Raw genomic sequence first — 13,006 nt, 5'->3', positions numbered from 1 at the left:
CGGTGTTGGTGTGGGCGACGAGGTCAAAGGTCTCGTGTTTGGGGTGGTGGATGACGTCACCCTATCCCTACCGGTGCAGCCGGATTTTCCACCGGACAAACCCGGCGTAGCAGACCGACAACCCGGCCAGCATGGCCACGTCGAACAACCAGACTTTCGGGGTATGCAGCCAGAACCGGTCCTTGGGGATCAGCGCGCCCGGGACCAGTTGCCGCAGGTCGATCGTCGACGCCGCCGCGGCGTATCCCCACCGCGAGGGCATCGCCCACGACAGCTGATCGAGCACCAGTCGTCCCGTTACCGGGACCAGCCCTCCGGAGAGCACCAGCTGGGCCATGATCGACACCACCAGCAGCGGCATGATCTGCTCACCGGAGCGCACCAGCGCCGACAGCACCAAACCCAGAATCGCTGACGCCACACATGTTGCGGCGACGGTGCCGAACAGCTCAACCGTGGGATTGCCTAGCACAACATGGCCGCGGGTGGGCGCCCCCTTGCCGGCGATCACGATTGCGGTGGCGATCACCGACTGCACAATCGCGAACACGCAATACACACCCGTTTTGGCCAACAGGTACGCCGTCGTCGACAGGCCGACCGCCTGTTCGCGCTGGAAGATGGCGCGCTCACCGATCAGGTCGCGAATCGTCAACGCCGTGCCCATGAACACCGCGGCGATGTTGAGCAAAACCAGGATCTGCGCGGCCTCGTCGGGTGCGTCGCTGCCGGGGTCGGCGATATGGAATCCATTCGAGCCCGGCACGGTCAGCGACAGCGCACCCAGGATGAACGGCAACAGCGCCAAGAACACGAAGTAGGCGCGGTCGGCGACCACCAGCCGAACTTGGCGGCGCGCGATCGTGCGGAACTGGCGCCACACGCTGGTGTGCACCGGCTCGCCCAGCTCGGCTGGTTTGCCGGGCGCTGCGGGCGGTGGTGGTTGGCGCTGGGCGAGGAAACGCCGGTTCGCTTCGTCGGGGTCGGCGCCTACTTTGGCGAAGATCTTGGCCCAGTTGGTGGTTCCCATCGCCGGGCCGATCTGGTCGGGCGGGCCGCAAAACGCTGTCTTGCCGCCCGGCGCCACCAGCAGGACCTGGTCGCACACGTCGAGGTAGCTCAGCATGTGCGTCACCACGATCACCACCCGACCGGCGTCGGCCAGCTGGCGCAGCATCGTCATGACCTGGTGGTCGAGCGCTGGATCCAGCCCCGAGGTCGGCTCGTCGAGGATCAAAAGCGACGGCCCGGTCAGCAATTCCAGCGCCACCGAGGCGCGTTTGCGCTGACCGCCGGACAGCTTGTCCACCCGGGTGTCGGCATGTTGGGTCAGGTCGAGTTCGTCGAGCACTTGCGCGACGACCCGGCCGCGGTCGGTCTTGCTGGTGTCGGGCGGCAGCCGCAGCTCGGCGGCGTAGCCCAGGGCCTTGCTCACGGTCAGCTGGCGGTGCACGACGTCGTCTTGCGGCACCATCCCGATTCGGCTGCGTAGCGACGCGTATTCGGCGTGGATGTCGTGGCCCGCGAAGGTCACCGAGCCGGAGCTCGGGCGGGCATAGCCGGCGATCAGCCGGGCCAACGTGGTCTTGCCTGCACCGGACCCGCCGATGATGGCGGTCAGCGTGCCGGGGCGGGCGATCAGCGAGATGTCGTCGAGCAACTGTTTGCCCCCGTCGACGCTGAACCTGACCCCGCGAACCTCCAGGCCGCCGCTGCGGGTGGCCATCTCGGTGCGGTGCACCAAAGTGCCGTCGGTGAACACCAGGTCGACATTGCCGATCGTGACCACGTCGCCCTCGGCGAGGATCGCCGACCCGATCCGCGTCCCGTTGACGAACGTTCCGTTGATGCTGCGATCCCGGATCTCGGTGCCCAGCGGTGTGGGGACCAGCGTGGCGTGGTGACGCGAGGCCAACACGTCGGGGATGAAGATGTCGTTGTCGTCGGCACGACCGATGGTGGCGGTGCCGACGGAATTCGCCGGCACCGACCGATGCGAGAGGAAGTTGACGAACCGGGTCGCGAGGTTCGACACGTGGGCCGATGCGGCGTCCACCACGGTCAGCTCGGTAGCCGACGACCGCGGTGACGGGATGTCGACCACGGTTCGCTCGTCGGCCGGCAGCGGCGTGGGCTGGCGGCGCGGCTGCGGGCCCGGTGGGCGTGCCGGACGTGTGTGCCACGAGATGGTCGGCGGGTCAAGGTAAGGCGTCAACCCCCTGCGGGGCCGGTGTCCGCCGAGTTCGAAGGTCAGCCGTGGACCCTCCGGGTTTCCCACGTTGATGCTTTGCCCGTCGTGGATGTCGACCACCGGAATCCGGTAGCCGTTGAGGTAGGTTCCGTTCACCGAGCCGTTGTCTATTGCCACCCAACGGCCGTCATCGAAACGCAAAATCAGATGCACGCGCGAAATGCGGGGATCGGCGATGCGCAAATCCGCGCGCACGTCACGTCCCACGACCACGTCATGGCCTGCGGTGAAAGTGCGTTGCGACCCGTCGGGTCGAATCGTCAATGCGGGCGGGGCTGCTCGACTCACCACACCAGTATCGGGGCGGGACGAGCCAGCTGCATCGCAATGAACCTGTGCGTTCGCTATGTTTCCAAGTGCCGAATTCCCGCTAATTCATAGCTATTTCATAAGTGGCATCGGCCCACGCGGGGCGCATCTGTAGGCATGATGCGAGGGCCGCCGCATGCGGCTGATGGGTTTCGCCAAGGGTCGGCTCGCAGCAACACCCACACGTACTGCCGAGGAGGGGGCAGCAACGGCAGATGGACGAGATGCTTGGCGCCACCAGTCGATGGGAGATCACCCGGCGAGTCCGCACGGGCCCGTCACGCGCCCGGCAGGCACTGCGGGCCGGTTTTCAATCGGTGCCCTCTTTGGTCGCTGCCTACCTGTTTCACCGCATTCCGCTGCCCAGGCCCGCGTCCGGCGCAGATTCGGGCTGCCCGGCGAAGAGCACCGGCCAGCGCCGCGCCGTCACCAGCGGGACGGCGTTCGCCGGTTACACGATCTTGCGCCCGCTGGGCGCCGGGGGGATGGCCGAGGTCTATCTGGCGAAGCACCCGAGGCTGCCGCGTCGCGACGTGCTCAAGGTCCTCGCCGAAGCGATGACGGCCGATGGTGAATTCCGCGAGCGATTCAGCCGGGAAGCCGATCTGGCTGCGACGCTTTGGCATCCGCACATTGTCGGAGTCCATGATCGTGGCGAGTTCGACGGGCAGCTGTGGATTTCGATGGACTACGTCGAGGGCACCGACGCCGCCCGGCTGGTCAAGGAGCGTTACCCGAACGGGATGCCGGCCGACGACGTGTGCGCGATCGTCAGCGCGGTAGCAGACGCACTCGACTACGCCCACGATCGAGGGCTGCTGCACCGGGATGTGAAACCCGCCAACATCCTGCTCACCCATCCCGACGGCGAGGACCGCCGAATCCTTTTGGCAGACTTCGGCGTAGCTCGTCACCTCGGTGACATCAGCGGCATCACAGCCACCAATGTCGCCGTGGGCACCGTCGCCTACGCGGCGCCCGAGCAGTTGATCGGTTCGAACATCGACGGTCGGGCCGACCAATATGCTTTGGCCGCCACGGCTTTTCACTTGCTGACCGGTGTCCCGCCGTATCGGGACTCCAACCCGATCGCCGTGATCGGTCAGCATCTGCACGCTGACCCGCCCACGCTCAGCGACTATCGTCCTGACTTGGCCCACCTCGACGACGTCTTCGTCAAAGCGTTGGCCAAAAAGCCTGAGGCGAGGTTCGACCGGTGCCGGGCGTTGGCGGCCGCACTCACCGACCGGGTCGCTAGCGCCCCGAGCAACGGCCGTCGCGCGGCGAATAGCGGGCACCGCGGCCGTGGTCGAGTATTCGCGGCGGCGCGACGATTTCGGTTGGCTGCCACGCTGATGTTCGCCGTCGGGGTCGGGGTCGCGGCAACCTGGTGGGGGCTGCGTCATCTGCAGCACGGCAAGCCCGGGCAAGAAGCCGCGCTGAACTCGTCGGCCGCCGCGAGCACACCGATGACCGCGGTGCCGACGCTCGACGGCACCTACCGGTTGGACTACGACCGCGACAAGCGGACCTCCAACGGTGTTCCGGTCCGGCACACCGGCATCCCGGCCAGCTGGTGGGCGTTTCGGTCGTCGTGCACGACTGCGGGATGCGCGGCCACTGGCACCCAGCTCGACGACGGCGGCCACCAGCTGCCCGGCACCAGCGGGGCCGGGCAGCCAGACGTGCTGCATTTCGTCGACGGATACTGGCAGGCCGTGCCCAAGCAGGAGCGGGTGCAGTGCCGACCACCCGGCGCAACAGCCGTGTCGACTCAAACCGAGGTTGTCGTGCTGTCGTTGGCCGCGCAACCCGACGGCGCACTGCGCGGCATGCAGACCGAAACCGTGCGCAGCAATGAATGCGATGCGCAAGGCGCGGTGCTTCGCATTCCCGTGGTCGCGACCCGGGTCGGCGATGTGCCGCCGACGGTGAGCGTGGCCGACCCGGCGACGGCGGCCGCCACCGCGGGCGCTGCGGCCGCCGCGTCGTCGGCGCCGGTGCTCGGCGGGATCTGCACCGACGCCGACAAGCTCGGCTATGACTCCACCACCAACCAGCAGGTGGTGTGCGAAGGCAACACCTGGGACAAGGCTCCGATCACGACCGGAGTGCACGCGACTGGATCCTCCTGCGACCGGCCCGACATCCCGGTGTTCGCGATGTCGACTTCCGACGACGGCTACCTCATCGAATGCGATCCGGCCACCCGGGTGTGGAGCCGCCACCAGGGCTAAACCGGTTCGTCGGACGTTATGTCGGGGGTCCCGCCTAATCTGGACTGCATGGCTTTCGCTACCGAGCATCCGGTGGTCGCGCACTCGGAGTACCGCCCGCCCGCAGAGGCGGTAGCAGGGCTGGTGCGCGCCGGCGGCCGCTTCGAGGTGGTCAGCCCGCACGCCCCGGCGGGCGACCAGCCGGCTGCCATCGACGAGCTGGAACGGCGCATCAAGGCAGGGGAGAAGGATGTGGTGCTGCTGGGCGCCACCGGTACTGGCAAATCGGCCACCACCGCCTGGCTCATCGAACGCCTGCAGCGGCCCACGCTGGTGATGGAACCCAATAAGACACTGGCCGCGCAGATGGCCAATGAGTTGCGAGAAATGTTGCCGCACAACGCGGTTGAGTACTTCGTGTCGTACTACGACTACTACCAGCCGGAGGCCTACATCGCGCAGACCGACACCTACATCGAAAAGGACAGCTCGATCAACGACGACGTGGAACGGTTGCGGCATTCGGCGACCTCGGCGCTGCTGTCGCGGCGCGACGTGGTGGTGGTGGCCTCGGTGTCGTGCATCTACGGGCTGGGCACGCCGCAGTCGTATCTGGACCGCTCGGTCGAGTTGAGGGTGGGCACCGAGGTGCCGCGCGACGCGCTGCTGCGGCTGCTGGTCGACGTCCAATACACCCGCAACGACCTGTCGTTCACCCGCGGCTCGTTTCGGGTGCGGGGCGACACCGTCGAGATCATCCCGTCATACGAGGAGCTGGCGGTCCGGATCGAATACTTCGGCGACGAGATCGAGGCGCTGTACTATTTGCACCCGCTGACCGGGGAGGTGATCCGGCGGGTCGAGTCGCTGCGGATCTTCCCGGCCACCCACTACGTGGCCGGCCCGGAGCGGATGGCGCACGCGATCTCCACTATCGAGGAGGAGCTGGCCGAGCGGCTGGCCGAACTGGAAAGCCAGGGCAAGCTGCTGGAGGCCCAGCGGCTGCGGATGCGCACCAACTACGACATCGAGATGATGCGCCAGGTCGGATTCTGCTCGGGTATCGAGAACTACTCGCGGCACATCGACGGGCGCGGCCCGGGCACCCCGCCGGCGACGCTGCTCGACTATTTCCCGGAGGATTTCCTGCTGGTCATCGACGAGTCGCATGTCACCGTGCCGCAGATCGGGGGCATGTACGAGGGCGACATCTCCCGCAAACGCAACCTGGTCGAATACGGTTTCCGGCTGCCGTCGGCCTGCGACAACCGCCCGCTGACCTGGGAGGAATTCGCGTCGCGGATCGGGCAGACGGTATACCTGTCGGCCACCCCGGGGCCCTATGAGCTCAGCCAGACCGGCGGTGAGTTTGTCGAGCAGGTGATCCGGCCGACCGGGCTGGTGGATCCCAAAGTGGTGGTCAAGCCGACCCGAGGCCAGATCGACGACCTGATCGGGGAGATCCGCAAACGCGCCGCGGCCGACGAGCGGGTGCTGGTGACCACGTTGACCAAGAAGATGGCCGAGGACCTCACCGACTACCTGCTCGAGATGGGCATCCGGGTGCGCTATCTGCATTCGGAGGTCGATACGCTGCGCCGCGTCGAGCTGCTACGGCAGCTTCGGCTCGGCGAGTTCGACGTGCTGGTCGGCATCAACCTGCTGCGCGAGGGCCTCGATCTGCCCGAGGTGTCGCTGGTGTCGATTCTCGACGCCGACAAGGAAGGCTTCCTGCGTTCGACGCGCAGCCTGATCCAAACCATCGGCCGTGCGGCCCGCAACGTTTCCGGCGAAGTGCACCTGTACGCCGACACCATCACGGATTCGATGAGGGAGGCCATCGACGAAACCGAGCGGCGGCGCGCCAAGCAGATCGCCTACAACAAGGAGCACGGGATCGACCCGAAGCCGTTGCGCAAAAAGATCGCCGACATCCTCGACCGGGTTTACACCGAAGCCGAGGACAGCGAGACCGTCGAGCTCGGTTCCGGGCGCGCCGTGTCCCGCGGCCGACGGGCCCAGGGCGAACCGGGACGGACGGTCAGTGCGGGCATTTTCGAAGGCCGCGACACCGCTAACATGCCGCGCGCCGAATTGGCTGATCTGATCAAGGATCTCACCGAGCAGATGATGGCCGCGGCGCGGGATTTGCAGTTCGAGCTGGCCGCGCGGTTCCGCGACGAGATCGCGGACCTGAAAAAGGAACTGCGCGCCATGGATGCCGCCGGCGTCAAGTGAGCTCGCCCGCTGTCGCCACCGGCAGTTGGCGTGCGCTGCTGGGTCGCCGGTATCTAGGGATCTCAACGCTGCTGGCGGGCGGTGTGGCGCTGTACGCCATCAACGAGTTCCTGACGATCAGCCTGCTGCCCAGCACGGTCGCTGACATCGGCGGCGAGCGGCTTTACGCCTGGGTGACGACGCTGTATCTGGTCGGATCCGTGGTCTCGGCCACCACGGTGAATGCGGTGCTGCTGCGCGTCGGTGCACGCTGGGCCTACTTGGCGGGGGTGGCAATGTTCGGCCTCGGCAGCCTGGTGTGCGCTGCCGCGCCGAGCATGGAGGTGCTGCTGGCGGGTCGCACCCTTCAGGGCGCAGCCGGTGGCCTGCTTGCCGGTCTCGGCTACGCCGTCATCAATTCTGCTTTGCCGCAAGCGCTTTGGACGAGAGCTTCAGCGCTGGTGTCGGTGACGTGGGGGATCGCCACGGTGGTAGGACCCGCGATGGGGGGTTTGTTCGCCCAATTCGGGTTGTGGCGTTGGGCGTTCGGCGCGGTGGCCATGCTGACAGCAGCGATCGCCGTCGCGGTGCCGGCAGTACTGGCAGCGGGCCGGCTCGACCGCGGCGCGGTTCGTGCGACCAGGATCCCGGTGTGGGCGCTGTTGCTGCTGGGCACTGCTGCGCTGGCGGTCAGCGTCGCCGAGCTGCCACACAACCTCTCAGCGACCGCGGCGCTGCTGGCGGGCGGCACGCTGCTGCTGGTGGTGGTGTTTGTCGCTGTCGACCGACGGCTGTCCGCAGCGGCGTTGCCGCCCAGCGCATTTGGGCCGGGCCCGTTGAAATGGATCTACCTGACCCAAGCGTTGCTGCTCGCCACGGCGATGGTTGACACCTATGTGCCGCTGTTCGGTCAACGGTTGGCGCACCTGAGCCCGGTGGTGGCCGGCTTCCTCGGTGCGGCGCTGGCCATCGGCTGGACGGTCAGCGAACTGCTCAGCGCGTCACTGAGCAACCCGCGCCTCATCGCGCGCGTGGTCACGGCTGCACCCGCGGTGATGGCGGTCGGGTTGGCGTTGGGTGCGCTCACCCAATCCGATGACGCACCGGTCGGGATGGTCGCGGTGTGGGCGGCGGGCCTGCTGGTCGCCGGGACCGGGATCGGTGTCGCCTGGCCGCATTTGTCGGCGTGGGCGATGGGCTGCGTGGACGACCCGGCCGAAAGCGGCGCGGCGGCCGCTGGGATCAACATCGTGCAGTTGATCTCCGCGGCAGTGGGCGCCGGTCTGGCCGGTGTGCTGGTCAACGAGGCCCATGGGGGCGCCGTCATGTCGGCCCGTTGGTTGTTCACGGTGTTCACGGCGCTGGCCGCGGTGGGAGTCGTGGCTTCCTACCGCGCCACCCGCGGTCAGTTGCTCTCTCGGTGACGTTGACGCGCAATACGATTAGCGCGTCGACTTGAGGACCTGGGTACGGTGCAGTTGCCAGCGCTCGACAATGCGGAAGCCGAGCTTGCGGGGAAACTGATACGCCGGTGCCCGCCCGAATGCCGGCCCGGCAGGCAGCGACCGCCCGGTCTGATGGGCGGGCAGTGTCGTGTCGTGATTGGTGATGGTCCACACGGTGGTGCACTTGCTGAGCTTGTCCATGACCAGCCACACCGCGACGTGGCCGTCCCACAGGGTGCCGCGGTCGGGTCCGCGGGCACCACGTCCCACGTCTACCAGCGGTCGAAAAGCGGCCGGCCGGGTGGCCAGCAGTGCGCGGATCGGTCCGGGTGCCCAGAACACGGTGTTGTCGACCAGAAGACAGTCCCCGGGGGCTGCGTGCGCAGTGACGACGTCGGCGACCTGACTGTAGTCCCAGCCTTCTTTGGCGAACGGGCTGCGTTGCGACCAAAGGTAATGCGGGAGCGCGGCGAGGGCGAGGCCGATCAACATGGCCGTGACGGCCCGCGGATTCGTGGTGATCGTGACGATGCACACCGCCAGGACGACGGCCATAGCAGGCGCGGTGAAGAACAGGTAGCGCGCATAATACATCGGCTCGCTGATCGCCGAATAGGCCAGGCTGACGGCGGTGGGGATCGCCATCCACGCCGCACATATCAGCAGCAGCTCGCGCGTCTTGCCAACGGGTCGCTGCCCCTTGGCGATCCGCAGTGTGACCGCGGCGACGATCAGGACGGCCGCCAGTACCGCGAACGGGACACTGTTGTCGAAGTACTGGTGCTGCGTGACGTCGATGACGTTGTGCCAGTTGATCGGAAAGATCCAGGCCACCTGATACCGCTGGGCGTGCGCGAACAACATGAACGGGGTCAAGGCAGCGACCACGGCGCCGGAAGTGATTGCCCACCAAGTGACGGCGGCTTTCCGGCGGGTAATCATCGGCAGCACCGCCGCGTAGGTCGGCACCAACAGCACCTCGTAGACGTGCAGCAGCACCGATAGCGTCAGCCCCAGCGCATAGAAGAGCCACAACCGTGCCCGGTTGCGCCGTGCCGAGGTGACCAACAGCACGGTCAGCCAGACCGCGGCGGCCGCGGAAAACGCATAGGAACGCGCTTCGATACCGGCCCAGGTTGTCCGCGGCAGGATTGCGAACACTACACCCGCGCACACCGCGGTAGTGCGCGGGCAAAACTGCTTGGCGAAGACCACAACACCTGCCGCGGCGGCGCCGATGGCCAGACAGCTCGGCACGCGCGACCAGAACTCGGTCGGCGGAAATACCGTGAACCAGCCGTGCATCACCAGGTAATAGAGGCCGTGCACGGCATCGATGCGGCCCAGCAGCCGCCACAGTTCCGAGAGGGAACGGCTCGCGGCGGCCGAGATCGTCGCCCCCTCGTCGAACCACAGCGACGGGCGACTGGCACCCGCGCCGCTGACGACGGCTGCCAGCAGCGCGACCGACAACGGGTCGAGCAGCCTGCCGGGACGGGGGCGACGTAACGGCGGGCCGGCGACCGCCGCCTCGGCGGGCTGCGCGACTGTCGACACGGACATGGTGGTTGTCACTTTAGGGCTCGGGTGGTGAACCTGATTACCTCCGGTGACGGGGCCTGAATCACCCGCACCGGCCGATATCGAGGCTGCCGGCTGCAACCCCGCGGTGGTGAACTTGTAATAGGTTGTGCCACAATGTTTTCCGCAACACATGGATCGCTTTACCGGTGTGCGGCTCAGTGCAACGGGCCCGGCCACCTCGCCCGGGATGGCCGCGCGGGCCCCCAGCGTGTCGCAAATCGGACCCATCCGCATGCGGCAAAGCGTTACTGTCTTGGGTTGGCGTAGCAACCGACATCTGGGAGGGTAAATGAGCGCCTATCAGACCGTGGTGGTGGGAACCGACGGCTCGGACTCCTCGCTGCGCGCGGTGGACCGGGCAGGCCACATCGCGGGCGCGGACGCGAAGCTGATCATCGCGTCGGCGTACTTGCCCCAACCAGAGGATGCCCGGGCCGCCGACGTCTTGAAGGACGAGAGCTACAAGGTCTCCGGAACCGCACCCATCTACGCGATCTTGCGTGAGGCGCGCGACCGGGCCAAGGCAGCCGGTGCGCAGAACATCGAAGAACGGGCGGTCGTCGGTGCCCCCGTCGACGCGCTGGTCGGACTTGCCGAGGAGGTCGGCGCCGACCTGCTGGTGGTCGGCAACGTCGGATTGAACACGATCGCCGGCCGGCTGCTGGGCTCGGTGCCCGCCAACGTCTCGCGGCGCGCCAAGACCGACGTGTTGATCGTTCACACTACCCCGTAGTCCGGACGCCGTCGGGACCGCAAAGCCAGGATCGAAGCGGTCCCCACGACCGAGAACGCCAGGGCCAGCACCCATTTGCCCAGCCGCTGGTACACGGTGGCGCGCGAGCCGAGCGGAACGTCGACCACGAGCACGCCACGGTACGTCGACCCGCGCCAGCTCAGGGTTCGGCCGCGCGCGTCGAACGCCGCACTGTCGCCGGATAGCCCGGCATGCACCGCCGGGTGGCCCACTTCGGCGGCGCGGACCGCGACCACGCTGGCCAGCTGCGGCTGCGCCCACGTTCCCTGAAATGTCGACGTCGAGCTCTGGTATGCCAGCAATTGGGCGCCGAGTTGCACTTCGCGGCGGGGCAGGTCCGGAAACACGGCTTCGAAACTGATCAATGGCCCGATCGTCAGCGAGCCGGCGCGCAGCACCTGCGGCCCCGGCCCCCGGCCCCGGTCCTGACTGGCCGCCTTGGTGTGGCGGGTGAGCCACCCAACCAGCGGGCGCAGCGGCACATATTCGCCGAACGGCACCAGCCGGGTCTTACGGTAGGCGCCCACCGGCCCGTCCGGTCCGATCAGCACGGACGACTTGTAGATTCCACCGGTCGGGGCGGGCGCGTCGACGTTGACGAGCAGGTCCGCACCTACCCTCCGGGCAAGGTCCGCCAGCTGCCGCATATCGTCGGGATGGCTGGCGGGGTCGACGGCGACGCTGCTTTCGCCCCAAACCACCAGGTCGACCCCGTGACCGGCCAACGTCGCGGTGAGCGCCTTGCCGGCCGCCTCGCGTGCCGCGCCGTCGTCGATGACCCCGGGCTGCACCAGCGCCACCCGAACCGTCCTCCCCGCCCCGGGCGATGCCCCCCACAGGAACCACGCCGGCCCGAGCCCCGCGCACACCACGGCGATCACCACGCAGCCGAGCCGACCGGGCAGACACCGGCACATGAGTACGCCGACGATCGCGGTGTTGACTGCGACGAGCAAGAAACTGGTCAGCCACACCCCGCCGAGCGCGGCCGAGGCCAACGCGACGGGCTGATTCCACTGCGAGGTGCCCAGCGCAGCCCACGCACCACCGAGGCCGGGCCATGACCGCACCGCCTCGGCCGCTACCCACGCGCTGGGCAGCACGACGACCGCGGCCAGCATCCGACGCGTCGTCACCGGGCGGCCCGAGAGCAGCCAATGTGCCGCCCCACCCCACGGCACCCACAACGCCCCCAGCACGGCCGCCATCAGCACAAGAAGAGGTCCGGCGCTGGGCAGCAGCCAATACTGGGTGCTCAGCACATAGCCGGCCAGGCCGAACCACGCTCGCATCCCGGCGTCGAGCGTCGTCGGCGCTGCGCGCAACACCAGCAGCAGCGGGACCAGCCCCACCCACGCCAGCCACCACTGCGCCGGCGCGGGAAACGCCAACGCGGGCAGTGCCCCGAATACCAGCGCCGCCGCATAACCGGGCAGGCGCCGCCATCTGTTCACGCGCCCGGGCTTTGGCACGGTGACCGCGTGACGGCGTGCGGTTCCGCGTGGCCCTACCAGCCGCGCTCGCGCCACTCCGCCAAGTGCGGACGCTCCGCACCGAGGGTGGTGTCGTCGCCGTGGCCGGGGTAGACGACAGTGTCGTCCCCAAAGCGGTCGAACACCCGGGTGATGACATCGTCGAGCAGCTGCGCGAAATCACCGGGCTTCCACGTCTTGCCGACGCCGCCAGGAAACAGGCAGTCGCCGGTGAACAACTGCGTGACGTCGCCGGTTGCGGGTCCATCGAGCGCCAGTGCGATAGACCCGGGGGTGTGGCCGCGCAAGTGGAGAACATCGAAGTTCAGTTTGCCGATCTGTACCGTGTCGCCGTGGGCCAGCAGACGATCTGGCTTGACCGGCAGCGGACCGGCGTCGATCTCATGCGCCGCGGTCGGCGCGCCGGTGGCCTCGGCGAGTGCTTGCAGCGCTTGCCAGTGATCCCAGTGTTGGTGGCTGGTGACGATCAGCGACACCTTGGGGGCGTAGCGGCGCACCAGGTCCAGCAGGACGTCGGCGTCGTTGGCCGCGTCGATCAGCAGGGTCTCGCCGGTCTCGGAACATGTCACTAGGTAGGTGTTGTTGTCCATCGGCCCCACCGATGCCTTGATGATCGTCGCGCCCGGCAAGGTGCGCCGCGCCGCGGTGCCCGGGTCGACATGGCCGGTGTAGTTATCGTCGAGGGCGGTCATGTGCGCCACGTTACTGCTCGAGGCGTGCTTGTCGGTACGGGCACA

8 protein-coding genes are annotated in these 13,006 nt (G+C 67.7%); 4 read left to right on the top strand and 4 right to left on the bottom strand.

Translation table 11 applies throughout. From position 1 onward, the window contains the following. Window positions 1-67: 67 nt before the first annotated feature. A complete protein-coding gene (locus MYXE_RS13045) occupies window positions 68-2,542 on the bottom strand; it encodes an FHA domain-containing protein (RefSeq protein ID WP_197904868.1) in 2,475 nt (824 codons plus the stop codon). Between the two features lie 233 nt (window positions 2,543-2,775). On the opposite strand from MYXE_RS13045, the gene MYXE_RS13040 reads away from it, so the two are divergent. Genes MYXE_RS13040 through MYXE_RS13030 form a run of 3 tightly spaced genes read left to right on the top strand, consistent with a single transcriptional unit; the run spans window position 2,776 to window position 8,417 of the window. Then, a complete protein-coding gene (locus tag MYXE_RS13040) occupies window positions 2,776-4,797 on the top strand; it encodes a serine/threonine-protein kinase (protein WP_085198262.1) in 2,022 nt (673 codons plus the stop codon). A 48-nt stretch (window positions 4,798-4,845) separates the two neighbouring features. Next, window positions 4,846-7,014 carry an excinuclease ABC subunit UvrB gene (gene uvrB, locus MYXE_RS13035; RefSeq protein ID WP_085198258.1) on the top strand — a complete coding sequence of 723 codons (2,169 nt, stop codon included), beginning with the start codon at window positions 4,846-4,848 and terminating at the stop codon, window positions 7,012-7,014. Next, window positions 7,011-8,417, top strand: a complete 1,407-nt coding sequence (locus MYXE_RS13030) for an MFS transporter (protein ID WP_085198254.1) — start codon at window positions 7,011-7,013, stop codon at window positions 8,415-8,417. The genes uvrB and MYXE_RS13030 overlap by 4 nt, the downstream gene beginning before the upstream one ends. Window positions 8,418-8,435: 18 nt before the next feature. Here MYXE_RS13030 and MYXE_RS13025 read toward each other — a convergent pair whose 3' ends face one another. Further along, the gene (locus tag MYXE_RS13025) at window positions 8,436-10,001 is read right to left on the bottom strand and encodes a mannosyltransferase (protein ID WP_085198623.1); all 1,566 of its coding nucleotides are present in this window, start codon (window positions 9,999-10,001) and stop codon (window positions 8,436-8,438) included. A 310-nt stretch (window positions 10,002-10,311) separates the two neighbouring features. Between MYXE_RS13025 and MYXE_RS13020 the strand changes: the two genes are divergently transcribed. Next, on the top strand, window positions 10,312-10,755 hold the full coding sequence (locus MYXE_RS13020) for a universal stress protein (RefSeq protein ID WP_003920397.1): 444 nt from the start codon (window positions 10,312-10,314) through the stop codon (window positions 10,753-10,755). Here MYXE_RS13020 and lnt read toward each other — a convergent pair. Continuing rightward, window positions 10,740-12,230, bottom strand: coding sequence for an apolipoprotein N-acyltransferase (gene lnt / locus MYXE_RS13015; protein ID WP_085198621.1), 1,491 nt, complete (start codon window positions 12,228-12,230; stop codon window positions 10,740-10,742). The two genes, MYXE_RS13020 and lnt, sit on opposite strands and share 16 nt — an antisense overlap. Window positions 12,231-12,283: 53 nt before the next feature. After that, entirely contained in the window at window positions 12,284-12,961 is a 678-nt protein-coding gene (locus MYXE_RS13010; protein ID WP_085198251.1) for an MBL fold metallo-hydrolase, read from the bottom strand. Between the last annotated feature and the right edge of the window lie 45 nt (window positions 12,962-13,006).

This window comes from Mycobacterium xenopi (assembly GCF_009936235.1).
GTDB classification, from domain to species: Bacteria; Actinomycetota; Actinomycetes; order Mycobacteriales; family Mycobacteriaceae; genus Mycobacterium; species Mycobacterium xenopi.
This window is presented reverse-complemented; position numbering and strand designations above follow the sequence as displayed.